General features: G+C 71.8%; 17 protein-coding genes. 13 read left to right on the forward strand and 4 right to left on the reverse strand.

All coding sequences use genetic code 11. The features are described 5' to 3' along the window. Window position 1: 1 nt before the first annotated feature. The 12 genes from AC31A1_RS03470 to AC31A1_RS03525 are packed head-to-tail and all read left to right on the forward strand — an operon-like array spanning window position 2 to window position 12,874. Window positions 2–1,291, forward strand: a complete 1,290-nt coding sequence (locus AC31A1_RS03470; protein ID WP_489651755.1) for an O-antigen ligase domain-containing protein — start codon at window positions 2–4, stop codon at window positions 1,289–1,291. 2 nt (window positions 1,292–1,293) lie between these two features. Next, window positions 1,294–2,532: a glycosyltransferase gene (locus tag AC31A1_RS03475; RefSeq protein ID WP_489651756.1), complete on the forward strand. Its 1,239-nt coding sequence runs from the start codon at window positions 1,294–1,296 to the stop codon at window positions 2,530–2,532. Beyond that, complete coding sequence (locus AC31A1_RS03480) at window positions 2,532–3,782, forward strand: methyltransferase domain-containing protein (RefSeq protein WP_489651757.1); 1,251 nt, start codon at window positions 2,532–2,534, stop codon at window positions 3,780–3,782. Before AC31A1_RS03475 ends, AC31A1_RS03480 begins: the two co-directional genes overlap by 1 nt. Next, window positions 3,779–4,573 (forward strand): glycosyltransferase family protein, encoded by a 795-nt coding sequence (locus tag AC31A1_RS03485; protein WP_489651758.1) that lies wholly within the window; start codon window positions 3,779–3,781, stop codon window positions 4,571–4,573. Before AC31A1_RS03480 ends, AC31A1_RS03485 begins: the two co-directional genes overlap by 4 nt. Continuing rightward, window positions 4,570–5,217, forward strand: coding sequence for a PIG-L deacetylase family protein (locus tag AC31A1_RS03490; RefSeq protein WP_489651759.1), 648 nt, complete (start codon window positions 4,570–4,572; stop codon window positions 5,215–5,217). Before AC31A1_RS03485 ends, AC31A1_RS03490 begins: the two co-directional genes overlap by 4 nt. A gap of 5 nt (window positions 5,218–5,222) precedes the next feature. After that, window positions 5,223–6,248 (forward strand): NAD-dependent epimerase/dehydratase family protein, encoded by a 1,026-nt coding sequence (locus AC31A1_RS03495; protein ID WP_489651798.1) that lies wholly within the window; start codon window positions 5,223–5,225, stop codon window positions 6,246–6,248. Then, window positions 6,236–7,519 carry a DUF4910 domain-containing protein gene (locus AC31A1_RS03500; RefSeq protein ID WP_489651760.1) on the forward strand — a complete coding sequence of 428 codons (1,284 nt, stop codon included), beginning with the start codon at window positions 6,236–6,238 and terminating at the stop codon, window positions 7,517–7,519. Before AC31A1_RS03495 ends, AC31A1_RS03500 begins: the two co-directional genes overlap by 13 nt. Continuing rightward, the gene (locus AC31A1_RS03505) at window positions 7,516–8,814 is read left to right on the forward strand and encodes a hypothetical protein (protein ID WP_489651761.1); all 1,299 of its coding nucleotides are present in this window, start codon (window positions 7,516–7,518) and stop codon (window positions 8,812–8,814) included. Before AC31A1_RS03500 ends, AC31A1_RS03505 begins: the two co-directional genes overlap by 4 nt. Beyond that, on the forward strand, window positions 8,811–9,758 hold the full coding sequence (locus tag AC31A1_RS03510) for a glycosyltransferase family 2 protein (protein ID WP_489651762.1): 948 nt from the start codon (window positions 8,811–8,813) through the stop codon (window positions 9,756–9,758). Before AC31A1_RS03505 ends, AC31A1_RS03510 begins: the two co-directional genes overlap by 4 nt. After that, window positions 9,755–10,993, forward strand: a complete 1,239-nt coding sequence (locus tag AC31A1_RS03515; protein WP_489651763.1) for a polysaccharide pyruvyl transferase family protein — start codon at window positions 9,755–9,757, stop codon at window positions 10,991–10,993. Before AC31A1_RS03510 ends, AC31A1_RS03515 begins: the two co-directional genes overlap by 4 nt. Further along, entirely contained in the window at window positions 10,990–11,541 is a 552-nt protein-coding gene (gene rfbC, locus AC31A1_RS03520; protein WP_393764034.1) for a dTDP-4-dehydrorhamnose 3,5-epimerase, read from the forward strand. The genes AC31A1_RS03515 and rfbC overlap by 4 nt, the downstream gene beginning before the upstream one ends. 7 nt (window positions 11,542–11,548) lie before the next feature. Continuing rightward, window positions 11,549–12,874, forward strand: coding sequence for a glutamate-1-semialdehyde 2,1-aminomutase (locus tag AC31A1_RS03525; protein ID WP_489651764.1), 1,326 nt, complete (start codon window positions 11,549–11,551; stop codon window positions 12,872–12,874). Window positions 12,875–12,886: 12 nt separating this feature from the next. On the opposite strand, the gene AC31A1_RS03530 is transcribed toward AC31A1_RS03525, so the two are convergent. After that, window positions 12,887–13,558, reverse strand: a complete 672-nt coding sequence (locus tag AC31A1_RS03530; protein WP_489651765.1) for a phosphatase PAP2 family protein — start codon at window positions 13,556–13,558, stop codon at window positions 12,887–12,889. A gap of 112 nt (window positions 13,559–13,670) precedes the next feature. On the opposite strand from AC31A1_RS03530, the gene AC31A1_RS03535 reads away from it, so the two are divergent. Continuing rightward, complete coding sequence (locus tag AC31A1_RS03535) at window positions 13,671–13,805, forward strand: hypothetical protein (protein ID WP_489651766.1); 135 nt, start codon at window positions 13,671–13,673, stop codon at window positions 13,803–13,805. 27 nt (window positions 13,806–13,832) lie between these two features. Here the strand turns inward: AC31A1_RS03535 and AC31A1_RS03540 are convergent, their stop codons facing one another. From AC31A1_RS03540 to AC31A1_RS03550, 3 genes are all read right to left on the reverse strand, one after another. Beyond that, window positions 13,833–15,506, reverse strand: a complete 1,674-nt coding sequence (locus AC31A1_RS03540) for a glycosyltransferase family 2 protein (protein WP_489651767.1) — start codon at window positions 15,504–15,506, stop codon at window positions 13,833–13,835. A 122-nt stretch (window positions 15,507–15,628) separates the two neighbouring features. Further along, window positions 15,629–15,892 carry a substrate-binding domain-containing protein gene (locus AC31A1_RS03545; RefSeq protein ID WP_489651768.1) on the reverse strand — a complete coding sequence of 88 codons (264 nt, stop codon included), beginning with the start codon at window positions 15,890–15,892 and terminating at the stop codon, window positions 15,629–15,631. A 199-nt stretch (window positions 15,893–16,091) separates the two neighbouring features. Beyond that, the gene (locus AC31A1_RS03550; protein ID WP_489651769.1) at window positions 16,092–16,343 is read right to left on the reverse strand and encodes a hypothetical protein; all 252 of its coding nucleotides are present in this window, start codon (window positions 16,341–16,343) and stop codon (window positions 16,092–16,094) included. Between the last annotated feature and the right edge of the window lie 27 nt (window positions 16,344–16,370).

The raw sequence follows: 16,370 nt of genomic DNA on the forward strand, positions 1-16,370 counted from the left end.
CATGCCTGAGAACCTGACGCGCGCCGCGGCCACGGCGGGGACACCGCCCGGCGCCGAACCGCGCCCGGCCGGCACGCCGAAGATCGTCGGGATCGTCTGGGGGCTGCTGGTCCTCAACACGCTCGGCTCCGCAGGGGCGAAGACCATCGTCCCGCTGCCCCGCTCCCTCATCCAGATGGTCACCATGGGGTCGCTGGTCGCCGCGTTCGCGCTGGCACTCGTGGCCAATCAACGGCTGCGCGTCCGGCCCAGCGCCTACGTGCTCCTGCTCACCCTGCTGCTGGTGTCGAGCGTGATCTCCAGCGCGAGCCTGGAGTCCGGGCTCGGCGCGCTGTTCCGCTGCTTCCGGCTGGCCCTCTTCATCGGCACCCTGTGGCTGCTCACCCGCTGGTGGGACGGTGGCCTGACGTTCGTCCGGTACCACATCCGGATGTACTTCGCGGTGCTCGGATCGGTGGCCGCCGGCCTGGTCGTCTCCCCGGGCAAGGCCTTGCCCGGCCTCTACGGCGGACGCCTCGTCGGCGCGCTGTGGCCGCTCACCCCGCCGCAGATCGGGCAGTACGCGGCGGTCATCATCGGCCTCACCGTGCTGCTCGTCGTGGGCCGCCGCGTCGACAGGACCAGCGCCGTGCTGGTCATCGTGCCGTCCTTCGTGCTGCTCGCGCTGACCCACACCCGGACGGCCACGCTCGGCCTGTTCATCGGGCTGGCGCTGGCGATCTGCTCGCTCGTGCTGACCAGCGGGGCGGCCCGCCGGTTCTTCTCCTGGGCGGTGCTGTGTGCCGTGGTGGCCGCGGTGGGGTTCGCCTCCGCGCTCCAGTCGTGGTTCCTGCGCGGACAGAGCCAGGAGAACTTCTCCAGTCTCACCGGCCGGGCCAAGGTCTGGCACGCCCTGCTGGCCGCGCCCCGGTCGACCGCGGAGCAGGTGTTCGGCGTGGGCCTCGGCGACAAGTCGTTCGGCGGGCTGCCGATCGACAACAGCTGGCTGGCCGTCTACAACGAGCAGGGTCTGATCGGCGTCACCCTCGTCGCCGCGGTCATCGCCGTGCTCGGGGGCGTCGCGCTGCTGCGGCCGCCGTCGCTGGAGAGGGCCTGCGCGATCTTCCTGATCAGCTACTGCGCGATCGCCTCGTACACCGAGGCCGGTCTCGGTGACGCCTCGCCGTATCTGCTCCATCTGGCCCTGGCCGCCTCGCTGTTGGCGGCACCCGCCCAGGCCGCTCCGCTCGCGCTGCCCGAAGCCTCGCGACGACACATCCCGCGCTGGGCCCGTAGATCGGAGGTGAACTGAGCATGCACGTTCTCGTGGTGCACAACCGCTACAACTCGGCGCAGCCGAGCGGGGAGAACAAGGTCGTCGACCAGGAGGTTCAGCTGCTGCGCGCGGCCGGCCACCGGGTCGAGGTGTTCGAGCGGCGCAGCGACGACATCGGCGCCCGCTCGCTCCTCGGCAAGGTCGCGGTGCCGCTCCTCGTGCCGTGGAACCCGGCGGTGCGCACGGAACTCGCCGCCCGGCTGCGCGCCGAGCGCCCGGACGTGGTGCACGTCCACAACGTTTTCCCGCTCCTGTCGCCCGCCGTGCTCGCCGCCTGCGCCGACGCCGACGTGCCCGCCGTCGCCACCCTGCACAACTACACCCAGGTCTGCCCGCCCGGCACGCTCCAGCGGGACGGCCGACCGTGCACCGAGTGCGTCGGCTCGACGCCGCTGCCCGCCGTCCGGCACGGCTGCTACCGCAACTCCCGCCTGGCGACCGTGCCGCTCGCGGTCAGCCTGTCGGTCAACCGGCGCCGGTGGTGGTCCGGCGTGGAGCGGTTCCTCTGCATCTCGGCGGCGCAGCGTGACGTCCTGGTGCGGTCCGGGATGCCGGCCGAGCGGCTGGCGGTGAAGCACAACTTCGTGCCGGAGCCGGGCAGTCGCCGCACGGGTGACGGCGAGCACGTGCTGTATCTCGGCCGGCTCGCGGAGGCCAAGGGCGTGCGGCTGCTCATGACCGCGTGGGACGAGATCGCGGCGGGCGGCGGTACGGGCGTACCGCTCGTGATCGCCGGCACCGGTCCGCTGGAGCCGGAGGTGACCGCCTGGGCCGCGGGCCGGGACGACGTGCGCTACGTCGGCCTGCTGGACGCGGGGGAGTGCCAAAAGGCCATCGCGCGGTCGGTCGCCGTGGTGGCTCCCTCGACGTGGCTGGAGGCGTTCGGCCTGGTGGTCGTGGAGGCGATGGCGGCCGGGGTCCCGGCCGTCGCCGCGGGCCACGGCGCCTTCGTCGAACTCGTCGAGGACGGCGTCACCGGGCTGCTGCACCGGCCGGGCGAGCCCGCCTCGCTCGCGTCCCGCATACGCCGGATCGCGGCCGACCCGGCCCGCAACCGGGAGATGGGGCAGGCGGCCCGGCACCGCTACGAGCAGGGATTCAGCCCGGCCGTCGGCCTGGAGCACCTGCTGGAGGAGTACCGCACCGCGATCGCGGGTCGGTCAGCACTGGCTCGCGGCGGGGACACCCGCGCGAGCAGGGGGAATGGGGACAGCTGATGACACGATGCCGACTCTGCGGCTCGGAGGCGATGACGAGCGTCGTCGATCTGGGGGCGACACCACCGTGCGAGAGCTTTCTCGCCGCCGACCAACTGGACCGGCCGGAGCAGACCTACCCGCTGAACCTACGGGTCTGCACCGACTGCTGGCTCGCGCAGCTCCCGCCGCTGATCACGCCGGAGGAGACGTTCAAGGAGTACGCGTACTTCTCCTCGTACTCGACCTCCTGGGTGGAGCACGCGCGCACGTACGTCGCCGACGCCGTACAGCGCCTCGCTCTCGGTCCCGACGCCTTCGTGGCCGAGGTCGCGAGCAACGACGGGTACCTGCTGAGACATGTGGTGGACCGCGGGATCCGCTGCCTCGGCATCGAGCCGTCGGTGAACGTCGGTGCCGCGGCGCGCGAGGCGGGGGTGCCCACGCTCACGGAGTTCCTGAGCCCCGACACCGGCTCGGCCGTCCGTGCCGAGCACGGCCCGGCGGACCTGGTCGTGGCCAACAACGTGTACGCGCACATCCCCGACATCGTCGGGTTCACCCAGGGGCTGCGCGCGCTGGTCGCCGACGACGGCTGGGTCTCCATCGAGGTGCAGCACCTGCTGACCCTGATCGAGGAGAACCAGTACGACACGATCTACCACGAGCACTTCCAGTACTACACGGTCGCCTCCGCGATCCGAGCCCTCGCGAGCGGCGGACTCGCCCTCGTGGACGTCGAGTTGCTGCCCACGCACGGCGGTTCCATCCGGCTGTGGGCCCGGCCGGCCGAGGTGGCGGGGGAGCCGTCGCAGCGGGTGGCCGACGTGCTGGCCCGGGAGAAGGCCGCCGGCTTGCAGGAGCTGTCGGGGTACACCGAGTTCTCCGCCCGGGTGGCCAAGGTGCGCCGGGATCTGCTGCGGTTCCTCGTCGAGGCGGCCGAGCGCGGCGAGACGGTCGTCGGCTACGGCGCCCCGGGCAAGGGCAACACCCTGCTCAACCACTGCGGCATCCGGCCCGACCTGCTCGCGTACACGGTCGACCGCAATCCGTACAAGCACGGCAGGTTCACCCCGGGCACCCGCGTCCCGATCCTGCCGCCCGAGCAGATAGCCGCCGACAAGCCGGACTACGTCCTCGTCCTCCCGTGGAACCTGCGGGCAGAGCTGGTCGAGCAGCTGTCGTTCGTGCACGAGTGGGGCGGCCGGCTGGTCTTTCCGATCCCCGAACTGAGCATTGTCGACGGCGTCTTGAAGGAGGTCACGGCATGAAGGTCGTCCTGTTCTGCGGCGGTTACGGGATGCGCATGCGCAACGGAACCTCCGACGACGTGCCCAAGCCGATGGCGATGGTCGGGCCGCGCCCGCTGATCTGGCACGTCATGCGCTACTACGCGCACTTCGGGCACACGGAGTTCATCCTGTGCCTCGGCTACGGGGCCCACCACATCAAGGACTTCTTCCTCAACTACGAGGAGACGGCGTCCAACGACTTCGTACTGCGGGGCGGGCGCACCGAGTTGCTGTCCACCGACATCGCCGACTGGACGATCACGTTCGCGCAGACCGGCATCGAGTCACCGATCGGGGAGCGGCTGCGCAGGGTGCGGCACCACCTGGACGGCGACGAGATGTTCCTCGCCAACTACGCCGACGTGCTCACCGACGCCCCGCTGCCCGAGATGATCGACCGGTTCGCCCTGCGTGACGCCGGCGCGTCGATGATGGTCGTACCGCCACAATCCTCGTTCCACTGCGTGGAGTTGGGCGAGGACGGCCTCGTGGGGGGCATCACCGCGGTGAGCGACATGCCGCTGTGGGAGAACGGCGGCTACTTCGTGCTCCGCCAGGAGGTCTTCGACCACATACCGGAGAACGGGGACCTGGTCGCCGACGGATGCGCCCAACTGGCCAAGCGCGGACGGCTGGTGGCGCACCAGCACCGCGGCTTCTGGAAGCCGACCGACACCGTGAAGGAGCGGGCCGCGCTCGACGACGCCTACACCCGGGGCGACCGCCCGTGGGCCGTGTGGGAGCGGGACAGCGCCGGAGCCAGAACGTGATCCGGCTCGGGGCCGGACCCCTGGACCGGATCGTCGCGGTGGGCGCGCACTGCGACGACATCGCCATCGGCGCCGGCGGCACCCTGCTGACGCTCTGTCAGGCCCGACCGGGCATCCGCGTCGACGCGCTGGTGCTCTCCGGCGGCGGCAGCGACCGGGAGCAGGAGGAACAGGCCGCGCTCACCGCCTTCTGCCCGGGCGCCGACCTCCGGCTGACCGTGCACAAGCTGCCCGACGGCCGGCTGCCCGCGCACTGGGAGGAGGCCAAGGCCGCGGTCGAGGAACTACGCGGACAGACCGACCCGGACCTCGTACTGGCCCCGCGCGCGGACGACGCGCACCAGGACCACCGCGGCCTGGCGCAGCTGATACCCACCGCCTTCCGCGACCACCTCGTGCTCGGCTACGAGATCGTCAAGTGGGACGGCGATCTCGGCCGCATGGCGGCGTACCAGCCGCTGTCGCCGGAGACCGCCGAACAGAAGGTGCGGCTGCTGCAGGAGCACTACCCCTCGCAGCGACACCGGCCCTGGTACGACCGGGAGGCCTTCCTCGGCCTCGCGCGGATCCGCGGCATCGAATGCCACGAGCGATACGCCGAGGCGTTCGCCGTCACCAAACTCACGCTCAACCTGGGGGGTTGAACACCTTGCGCGTACTACTGACCGGACACCAGGGCTATCTGGGCACCGTGATGGCACCCGTCCTCACCGCCGCCGGACACGAGGTCGTCGGCCTCGACTCCGGCCTGTTCGCCGACTCCGTCCTCGGCCCGCAGCCCGCCGACCCGCCCGGGGTGCGGGTGGACCTGCGCGACGTCACGGCCGACCATGTGGCCGGGGTGGACGCCGTGATCCACCTGGCCGCCCTGTCCAACGACCCGCTGGGATCGCTCGCGCCGGAACTCACCTACGACATCAACCACCACGCGTCCGTACGGCTGGCCCGACTCGCCCGCGACGCCGGAGTCCAGCGCTTCCTGTACGCGTCGACGTGCTCCGTCTACGGCGCCTCGGGCGGTGACGGCCTGGTGACCGAGGACGCCCCGCTGCGCCCGGTGACGCCGTACGCGGAGTCGAAGGTGCGGGTCGAGGACGACCTGCACGAACTGGCCGACGGCGACTTCACCCCGGTGTTCATGCGCAACGCCACGGCCTTCGGCTACTCGCCCCGGCTGCGCGCCGACATCGTGCTGAACAACCTGGTGGGCCACGCGCTGCTGTCCGGCGAGGTGCTGGTCCTCTCCGACGGCACCCCCTGGCGCCCGCTGGTGCACGCCGCCGACATCGCCCGCGCCTTCACGGCCGCGCTGACCGCGCCGCGCGAGGCGGTGCACGACCGGGCGTTCAACATCGGCAGCGAGATCAACAACGTCACGGTCGCCGAGATCGCCGACCAGGTCGCCGAGGCGGTGGCCGGCGCGAAGGTCGTGATCACCGGGGAGAACGGCGCCGATCCCCGGTCCTACCGGGTGGACTTCTCCCGCTTCCGCACCGCGATCCCCGGCTTCGACTGCGAGTGGACGGTGAAGCAGGGCGCGCTCGAACTCGCCGACGCCTACCGGAAGTTCGACCTGACCCGGGAGGACTTCGAGCGCCGCTTCACCCGCCTCGCCGTGCTGCGCGCGGCGACCGACGCCGGCACCGTCGACGACACCCTGCGGTGGCGCCGATGACCGACACCGGCCAAGAGATGTACGCGCTGGTGGAGCGGCTGTACCCGCTTTGCCGGAGCATCACCGGCGACGGGGTGCGCGCCACCCTGGACATCGTCGGCGAGTACGTCCCGTTGCAGGTGCACGAGGTGCCGACCGGGACGCAGGTGCTCGACTGGACCGTTCCACAGGAGTGGAACATCCGGGACGCGTACATCGCCGACAGCGCCGGCCGGCGGGTCGTCGACTTCGCCGCGTCCAGCCTGCACGTGCTCGGCTACAGCGTGCCGGTGGCGAGGACCATGCCCCTGTCCGAGCTGCGCGCGCACCTGCACACCCTGCCGGACCAGCCGAACTGGGTGCCGTACCGCACCAGTTACTACAAGCCGGAGTGGGGATTCTGCCTGGCCCAGGAGACCCTGGACGCGCTGCCCGAGGGCGAGTACGAGGTGCGCGTCGACTCCACACTCGCCGACGGCCACCTCACCTACGCCGAGCACGTGGTCCCCGGACAGGTCGCCGACGAGGTGATCGTCTCCTGCCACACCTGCCATCCGTCGCTGGCCAACGACAACCTGGCCGGCATCGCGGTGGCGACGTTCCTCGCCCGGGCGCTGGCGAAGCAAACGCCGTACTACACCTACCGGTTCATCTACGCGCCCGGCACCATCGGGGCGATCACCTGGCTGGCCCGCAACGCGGAGCGGGTGGAACGGGTCAAGCACGGACTGGTGCTGGCCTGCGCGGGCGACCGGGGTCAACTGACGTACAAACAAAGCCGACGCGGCGACGCGGAGATCGACCGCGTCCTGCGGCACGTGCTGGCTGCGTCCGAACGCCCGCACCAGGTCAACGAGTTCACCCCGTACGGCTACGACGAGCGGCAGTACTGCTCGCCCGGCTTCAACCTGGGCGTGGGCTCGCTCACCCGGACCCCGTACGCGGGCTATCCCGAGTACCACACCTCGGCGGACAACCTGGACCTCGTCTCCCCGACGGCGATGGCGGACACCCTCGCCGTCTGCCGCGAGGCGTTCGCCGTCCTCGACCGCAACCGGCGGTACCTCAACCTCAGCCCCTACGGCGAACCACAACTGGGCCGGCGCGGGTTGTACGACGCGCTCGGCGGCCGCAGCGACACCAAGCAGGCGCAGATGGCCATGCTCTGGGTGCTCAACCTCTCCGACGGCGAGCACAGTCTGCTGGACGTCGCCGAGCGGTCCGGGCTCCCGTTCGACACCGTTGTCGGCGCGGCCGACGCTCTGCACGAGGCCGGGCTGATCAAGACATGACGCCGACGACCACCGACGGGGAGAAGGCGACCGCACCGGCCCGGTCCGCCAAGCGCGCCCTCGTCGGCCGGCTCTCCTGGGGACTGGCCGACCAGGCGGCCTCCAGCATCAGCAACTTCGCGGTGGGCATCTACGTGGCCCGCTCGCTGGGCGTGACCGCGTTCGGCGTGTTCAGCCTCGCCTGGGTGACCTACGGCGTGGTGCTCAACGTCTCCCGCGGCCTGGCCACCGACCCGCTCGTGGTGCGCTTCAGCGGGGTGCCGGAGGCGTCCTGGCGCGGGGCGGTGGCCCGCTCGACGGGCACCGCGCTCTGCGTCGGCACGGCCCTCGGCGCGCTGTGCCTGGCGGCCGGGCTCGGGCTCGGCGGCCGGGTCGGGCCCGCGTTCGCCGCCCTCGGTCTCATGATGCCGGGGCTGCTGCTCCAGGACGCCTGGCGGTTCTCGTTCTTCGCCGCCGGTGACGGGCGGAAGGCCTTCGTCAACGACGTCGTGTGGGGCGTCGCGCTCGTCCCGGCCATGGTGGTGGCGGCCCATGTCGGCACCGTGGCCGCCTTCGTGCTCGCCTGGGGCGCGTCCGCCACGGTGGCCGCGGGGTACGGCTGCGTCCAGTCCGGCATCCTGCCCCGCACCGCACAGGCCCGCGGGTGGCTGCGCGAACAGCGCGACCTCGGCTACCGGTACCTGGTCGAGAACGTCAGCCTCAGCGGCGCGAGCCAACTGCGGGCCTACGGCCTCGGCGCGATCGTCGGAGTCAGCGCGGTCGGGGCGGTACGGGGCGCCGAACTCCTCCTCGGCCCCTTCCTCGCCGTAGTGATGGGGCTCTCGCTGGTCACCGTCCCCGAGGCGGCACGCGTGCTGCGGCAGGCCCCGCAACGACTGGGCAGGTTCTGCCTCTTCCTCGGCGGGGGACAGGCCACCGGCGCGCTGCTCTGGGGCTCGGCGCTGCTGCTGATGCCGGGCCGCCTCGGCGAGTTGGCGCTCGGCGACGTCTGGCACTCCTCCTCGCACCTCATCGTGCAGATCACCCTCAGCGTCGCGGGAGCGGGCCTCGGCACCGGCGCGGCGGCCGGACTGCGCGCGCTCGGCGCGGCCCGCCGCAGCCTGAAGTGCCAGCTGTTCGCCTCCGCCTGCTACGTCGGCGGCGGACTCGGCGGAGCGGCCCTCGCCGGTACGGCCGGCTCGGCCTGGGGCGTCGCCGCCGCGACCATCAGCGGCTCGGCCGTGTGGTGGCTGCAACTGCGCTCCGCCCTGCGCGAGCGCCACCGCGATCCCCTTCCCGAAGTGAGGACCTCATGACCGACCGACCGAGGCTGAGCATCGGCCTGCCCGTGTACAACGGCGAGGAGTACCTGGCCGAGTCGTTCGACGCCCTGCTCGGCCAGACCTACGAGGACTTCGAACTGGTCGTCTCCGACAACGCCTCGACCGACGGCACCGAGGACATCTGCCGCAAGTACGCCGGGCAGGACTCCCGCATCCGGTACCTCCGGCTGCCCCGGAACATCGGCGCCACGCCGAACCACAACCACGTGTTCGCCGAGTCCCGCGGCGAGTTGTTCAAGTGGGCCTCGCACGACGACCTCTACGGCCGCGACCTGCTGACGCGCTGCATAGAAGCACTGGACGAGCGGCCGGACGTGATCCTCGCCCACACCGACCAGGCGGTCATCGACGGCGACGGCCAGGTGACGGTCCCGTACGAGTACACGCTCGCCACCGGCTCCCCGAGCGCGCCCGAGCGCTTCCGCAGTCTGCTGTTCGAGCCCGGCGGCGACGACTTCTACGGGGTGATACGCGCCGACATGCTGCGCCGGGTGAAACCGATGGACAGCTACCACCACGCGGACCGCACGTTCGTCGCCGAGATCACCCTGCACGGACGCTTCCACCAGGTGCCGGAACTGCTGTACTTCCGCCGCGACCACCCCACCCGCGCCGAACGCGCCAACCCCTCCAAGCGCGCCCGCTGCGTCAACCTGGACCCGCGCCGGGCAGGCGCGCTGCACCCGACGCCCCGGCTGCTGGCCGAGTACGTCTGGGGCTTCGCCTCGGCGATCCGGCGGGCACCGCTGTCCCCGGCCGACCGGCGCGCCTGCTACCGACACCTGGCTTCCTGGATGACCAGCCGGGTCCGGCCGGGCGCAGGCGAGCGCGTCGAGGACCGCGCCCCGGTCGACCCGGCCCAGCTCACGGTCTCCGTCGACGCCCTCGTCGCCGGCCGTGAGGGGAGGCGCGCATGACGTCCGCGGACTCGACTCCCGTGCGCGTAGGGGTGTTCGGCCTGCTCGGCTCCGGCAACCTCGGCAACGACGGGTCGCTCCAGGCCGTCCTCGGATACCTCCGCGCCCACCACCCGGAGGCGGTCGTGGACGCCCTGTGCGGCGGACCCGAGGCCGTGACGGCCCGGTTCGGGATACCCGCCACCCGGATGCACTGGAACCGCGCCGAGTACCGGACCGCGTCACGCGCGGGCGCGATTGTGTCGAAGGGGCTGGGCAAGTTCGTCGACATCTTCCGCACCGCCGCCTGGGTACGCCGCCACGACGTGGTGATCGTGCCGGGCATGGGCGTCCTGGAGGCCACCCTGCCGCTACGGCCCTGGGGTTTCCCGTACTCGCTGTTCCTGCTCTGCGCGAGCGGCCGACTGATGCGCACCAGGGTCGCGCTGGTCAGCGTCGGCGCCGCCGAGATCCGCAACCGGCCCACTCGGGCCCTGGTCCGCTGGTCGGGGCGGCTGGCCGCCTACCGGTCCTACCGGGACGCCCAGTCCCGGGACGCGATGCGGGCGATGGGCGTGGACACCGCGCGCGACGAGGTCTACCCGGACCTCGCGTTCTCCCTGCCGGCACCGCCCGCGAACGCGCCCTCGGGCCCGCCCGGCACGGTCTGCGTCGGCGTCATGGACTTCCACGGCGGCAACGACGACCGCGCCCGGGCCGACGAGATATACGGGCGCTACCTCGACGGGACGATCCGGTTCGTCCGCACGCTGGTCGAGGAGGGCAGGCCGGTCCGGCTGCTCACCGGCGACCGGTGCGATGGGACGGTGGTCGCCGCGATCCTCGACGCGGTGGACTCGCCCCTGGTCACCGCCGCCGAGCCGGCCTCACTGGCCGACCTGATGAACGAGATGGCGGCCGCCGACACCGTGGTCGCAGTCCGCTACCACAACCTGATCTGCGCGCTGAAGACCGGCACACCGGTGCTCGCGCTCAGCTACGCGGCGAAGAGCGACGCGCTCATGGAGCGCATGGGCCTCGGCGCGTACTGCCACCCGGCGCGCGAGGTCGACGCCGACCGGCTGCTCGAACAGTTCCGGACGCTGGAGAAGCGATCGGCCGAACTGCGCCAGACCCTCACCGAGCGGAACCTGGCCGCCGCCCGTCAACTGGAGGACCAGTTCAGCTCGTTGACCGCGGCCGTGTTCCCCGCGACCGGCCACACCCACGCCCACGCTCGGCAGGAGTCTCCATGAAAGCGACCGAAGTCCCGGAGATCGCCGGCGCGTTCCTCTTCGAGCCGACGCCCTACGCCGACGAACGCGGCTTCTTCTGCCGCACCTTCGACGCCGACGTGGTCCGCTCGGTGGGCCTCGACCCGGACGCCTTCGTCCAGGACAGCCTGTCCCGCTCGGTCCGGGGCGTGGTGCGCGGCCTGCACCTGCGCTCGGGCGCCGGCGAGGCCAAGTTGGTGCGGTGCTCGTACGGGAGGATCTTCGACGTCGTCGTGGACCTGCGGCCGGATTCTCCGACCTACCGCAATTGGGCCTCCTTCGAACTCACAGGAGAATCACAACCAACTCTTTACATTCCCGCGGGATGCGCGCACGGTTTTCAGGCACTGACCGACACCGCCGACACCTCGTACCGGATCGACCGCCCGCACGATCCGGCCGAGGACGTGACGATCGCCTTCGACGACCCGGAGCTCGCCATTCCCTGGCCGCTGCCGGTTGCACTGATGTCCCAACGGGACCGCGAGGCGCCGAGCCTCGCCGAGGTCCTGAAGCACAGAGAAAGCTGAGGTCCCTGTGGACACCGAAGTGCTTGACCTGCCCCTGTCGCGGACAGCCAACGAGCGGCTGCACGCCATGATCCCCGGGGGCGCTCACACCTACGCCAAGGGCGACGACCAGTACCCCGAGAACCTGGCCCCGGTCATCAGCCACGGCAACGGTGCCCACGTGTGGGACGTCGACGGCAACCGCTACATCGAGTACGGCTCCGGCCTGCGGTCGGTCAGCCTCGGCCACGCCCACCCACGCGTGATCGAGGCGGTACGGCGGGAACTCGACCGCGGCAGCAACTTCGTCCGGCCGTCCATCGTGGAGGTCGAGGCCGCGGAGCGCTTCCTGGCCACGGTGCCGACCGCCGAGATGGTGAAGTTCGCGAAGAACGGCTCCGACGCCACGACCGCCGCCGTGCGCCTGGCCCGCGCCGCCACCGGGCGCTCGCGGGTGGCGCTCTGCGGCGACCATCCGTTCTTCTCCGTCGACGACTGGTTCATCGGCACCACGCCGATGTCCGCCGGAATTCCGGCGGCGACCAACGAACTCACCGTCGCGTTCCCCTACGGAGACCTGGCCGCCACGGAGCAGCTGCTCACCCGGTACCAGGACGAGATCGCCTGCCTGATCCTCGAACCCGCCACCCACACCGAACCGCCGCCCGGGTACCTCGCCGGCCTGCGCGACCTGGCCGACCGGCACGGCTGCGTCCTGGTCTTCGACGAGATGATCACCGGCTTCCGCTGGTCCGAGGCGGGCGCCCAGGGCCTGTACGGCGTCGTCCCCGACCTCTCCACGTTCGGCAAGGCGCTGGGCAACGGATTCGCCGTCTCCGCGCTGGCCGGGCGCCGCGATCTGATGGAGCGGGGCGGACTGCGTCACTCCGGCGACCGGGTCTTCCTGCTGTCCACCACCCACGGCGCGGAAACGCACTCCCTGGCAGCGGCGATGGCCGTGCAGACCACGTACGTCGAAGAGGGTGTCACCGCGCGGTTGCACGCCCTCGGTGAGCGGTTGGCCGCCGGGGTCCGCGAGGCCGCGGCCGGCATGGGCGTCGGCGACCACGTCGTCGTCCACGGCCGGGCCAGCAACCTGGTGTTCGCCACCCTCGACGAGAACGGACGGCCCTCGCAGCAGTACCGCACCCTGTTCCTGCGCCGGCTCCTCGCGGGCGGAGTGCTGGCCCCCTCCTTCGTGGTGAGCAGCGCACTCGACGACGCGGACATCGACCGTACCGTCGACGTGGTGGCCGAGGCATGTGCGGTCTACCGGAAGGCACTTGACGCCGCCGACCCCACCCCCTGGCTGGTCGGGCGACCCGTGCAGCCCGTGTTCCGGCGCTCGGCGTGACGTGACGTGACGTCAGCGGTGATCTCGCCGACCGGGCTCGGCCGCCCGGTCGGCGATCCGGTCGACCAGCCACGCGGTCGCCGGAATCACCGCCAGCGCGGTGCACCAGCCGCCGAGGACGTCGGTCGGATAGTGCGCGCCCAGTCCGACCTGCGCCCAGCCCATGGCGGCGCCGGCGACCAGCGCCGAGGCGAGCACGAGTGACGTGCCGGCCGTCCTGCCGAGGCCGAGTCGGCGGGTCGCGAGCAGCGCCGCCATGAGGGCGAGCGCGGTGGCGAAGGCGGTGTGCCCGCTCGGATAGGACAGGTTGTCGCCGTGGATGGTGCGTCCCACCAGGTGCTTCAGCAGCGTCGCCGTCCCCACGGTCGTGCCGACGCCGGCGACGACGAGCACCGCGGCGCGAGGACGCCGAAGCAGCAGGCAGGCCGCCACGGCGGCCACGACGAGCGTCGCCGCTCCCACGGGCTCCCCCAGGAAGTCCAGGGCCAGGGCGACGCGCCGCCACGGCGGCCCCAGACTGTCCGCCGTCGGCCGGATGATCCACCTGTCCACCCCGCCGGGCTCGCTGTGGCCGGAGTACAGGACCCCGAGCGCGACGACCACCAGCGCGGCGAGGACCGCGACCGGCCCGAGCCACGGGCGCAGCGACGGAGGCAGCACCGATGGCGCCGGCCGGCCGGTCACCCGTTCACCGCGTCCGGTCGGCCTGGGGTGGTGACCTTGTTCCGCTGCCGCCCGCCGTTGTCCAACCCGAGCCCCCGTCGTGTCCGATTCGCTCTCCAGCGACCATGACCCCATGCCCCATGACGGCCCCGCGGACACCGGCTCCTGGGCTGTACGCCTGGGCGTGAACCGTCAGCACCCTAGCCGCAATCCGGTGGAGACGGTGTACGGGATCGACCTGACGGGACACGAGGGCGGCCACGACTGAGCCGGCCATGTCCGAGCCGCGCCCCCGCTACCCCAGCATCCAGCCCTCCGCCCGTCGTGCCGTGGCGCGGATGTTCTTGCGTGCGCCGGGTGGCAGGCGGCGGAGCACCTCGCGGACGCCGTTGCGGAGGCGGTGGTCGGCGGTGGTGCGGAGCAGGACGCGGCGGGTGGTGCCGATCCGGCCGGGTTCGCCGACGGTGAGCCGGAGTTGGCCGCCCGGGCCTGCCCACGTGGGGGAGACGAGGCGCGGTGGTGTGCCGACGGCGACGGTGCCGAGGAGGATGCGGGTGCTGCCCGGGGCGGCTGCCAGCCGGGGGCGCCGGCCGACACCCAACAGCTGTGCGCTGGCCCAGACTTGATAGGCGCCGGCGTTCATGGGCGCGTCACCGGCGAGGGTCAGCGGGTCGATGACCGTCTCGCCGGAGACGACGACCCGGTGGCGGTCTCCGCCGAGCGGTTCCAGGGTCGGCGTCAACTCCCCGTCGGGGTACCACCAGTGGTTGCCGGCGGTGTCGTGCACGATGAGTTCCCCGTACGCGTGCGAGAAGGGGTCGGGGACCTCCCAGTTCTCCGCTCCCCTTATGCCGTCGAGGAGTTGGGGGTCGAGCAGCATCCGGCCGTCGCGCTCCACGACGGTCAGCGGCTCGCCGTCGCCCCGGACCATGCCGACGCGGGTCCGGATCACCAGCTTGTCGTTCCGCCAGCGCATGTCGTCCACCTCGACGTGCGCCCTGATCTGCTCGGTGCGGCGGGCGAGTTCGACCAGGGAGTCCAGCCGGCCCTGCACGAGCAGCTCCGCCCGCAGCCGGCTGATCGCCGGGAGCCCTTCGCTCACCCCCGGCGGATAACTCGTCATCGCCATCCGGCGGACGGTGGTGAAGTACTCCTCCAAGTCCTTGCCGGTGCGCCGCAGCACGCGCGGCTCGCTCACCGGCCGTAGCAACTCGACGCGGTACGAACGGCGCAGCAGCCGGTCCTGCAAGTCGCCCGGCGGTGTGCCCTCCTTGATCGCCTCCACGACCTTGTCCAGGTGGCCGTAGTAGTCGTCGGCGGTGATCCGGCGGCTGCTGTTGTTGCCGCCGTCCTCGCGCCGATTCCATTGGTAGCAGGGGTAGTTGCCGAGTATCGACACCGTCTTGGCCCGTACGTAGGTGCGCGCCATGAACAGCTGGTCCTCCAGCCTGACCCGCCCCTCAGGGAAGCGGATCCCGTGGTCGCGCAGGAAGTCCCGGCGGAACATCTTGTGCGGCGTCAGGCTCTCGAAGAGCGGGGCGTCGGCGGCGGTGCACCGCTCGACCGTCCGCTTGAACACATTGCTGGGCCCCTGCATCGTCCCGTGCACCTTGCCCAGCACGATGTCCGACCCGTTGCGCTCCGCCAGCGCGTACAGCCGCTCCAGCGCCTCGTACGACAACTCGTCGTCCTGGTCGACGAATTGGACGTACTTCCCCCTCGCCCGGTCCACCCCCACGTTCCGCGGCTTGCCCGGCCAGCCGGAGTTCTCCTGCCGGTACACCCGGACATGCGCATGGGCTTCGGCCAGCCGTCCGAGGCGTTCGGCCGAGTCGTCCGTCGAGCCGTCGTCGACGTACACGACCTCGTACGCGTCGGCCCCCAGGCTCTGGTTGACCAGCGACGGCGCACAACGGTCAATGTAGGAACCGGCGTTGTAGACGGGTACGACAACGCTTACCTTGATCAAAACATCCCCCCCGGGACAAGTGTTGTTGCCCTACGAGACACTTGTTGTTGGGGATTAGTTGTACGGCCCTTGGGGTGCGCCTTACGTAATGTGCGAAGGCCCCGACCGCCGGGACCGCCGCGCTACGCGGATTCCCTGATCACCAGCTCCGTCGGCAGGATGAGGGGCGTCGGCTCCTCGCCTGCCGGCACGCGCACCAGCATCCGGGTCATCTCGCTGCCGAGGGCCACGATGAGCTGGCGGATCGTCGTCAGGGCGGGCTGGGTGTGCCGGGCGGTGAGGATGTCGTTGAAGCCGACGACCGCGACGTCCTCGGGGACGGACCGGCCGCGCTCGCGCAGGACGTGCAGGGCGCCCGCCGCCATGGCGTCCGAGGCGACGAACACCGCGTCCAGGTCCGGGTGTTCGTCGAGGAGCCGGGCGGTCGCCGTGGCCCGCCCAGCTCGCTGAAGTCGGCGTGCGCCACGCGGTGGCCCGCCAGACCGGCCAGTGCGACCGCCTCGCGGAAGCCCAGGTAGCGGGCGACACCCGCGTGCATGTCGAGCGGGCCGGTGACGGTGCCGATGGCACGGCGGCCCGTCGAGATCAGGTACTCCACGGCCTCGCGGGCCCCGCCCCGGTTGTCGGCGTCCACGTACCAGCGCGGGGCCGTTCGAGGGAGCGGCCTCCGTGGACGACGGGGACGTTCCCCGCCTCGGCGACCTTCGCCGGCGGATCGTTCTCGCGCAGGGCCAGCAGCATGACGCCGTCCGCACCCCGGGACCGAAGGATGCGGGCGAGCCGCGCCCGGCCCCGCTCGCCCGCGGCCAGGATCAACGGGCCGGTGGGCGCGGTCAAGCAGTAACGAGGAGCGGCCGCCGAGGA

Source organism: Streptomyces sp. P5F9 (assembly GCF_057961495.1).

Coding starts and splice junctions, on each gene's coding strand:
- rfbC (WP_393764034.1), top strand. CDS start 10,990: ATGAAAGCGACCGAAGTCCCGGAGATCGCCGGCGCGTTCCTCTTCGAG.
- AC31A1_RS03515 (WP_489651763.1), top strand. CDS start 9,755: ATGACGTCCGCGGACTCGACTCCCGTGCGCGTAGGGGTGTTCGGCCTG.
- AC31A1_RS03480 (WP_489651757.1), top strand. CDS start 2,532: ATGACACGATGCCGACTCTGCGGCTCGGAGGCGATGACGAGCGTCGTC.
- AC31A1_RS03485 (WP_489651758.1), top strand. CDS start 3,779: ATGAAGGTCGTCCTGTTCTGCGGCGGTTACGGGATGCGCATGCGCAAC.
- AC31A1_RS03505 (WP_489651761.1), top strand. CDS start 7,516: ATGACGCCGACGACCACCGACGGGGAGAAGGCGACCGCACCGGCCCGG.
- AC31A1_RS03510 (WP_489651762.1), top strand. CDS start 8,811: ATGACCGACCGACCGAGGCTGAGCATCGGCCTGCCCGTGTACAACGGC.
- AC31A1_RS03475 (WP_489651756.1), top strand. CDS start 1,294: ATGCACGTTCTCGTGGTGCACAACCGCTACAACTCGGCGCAGCCGAGC.
- AC31A1_RS03535 (WP_489651766.1), top strand. CDS start 13,671: ATGCCCCATGACGGCCCCGCGGACACCGGCTCCTGGGCTGTACGCCTG.
- AC31A1_RS03470 (WP_489651755.1), top strand. CDS start 2: ATGCCTGAGAACCTGACGCGCGCCGCGGCCACGGCGGGGACACCGCCC.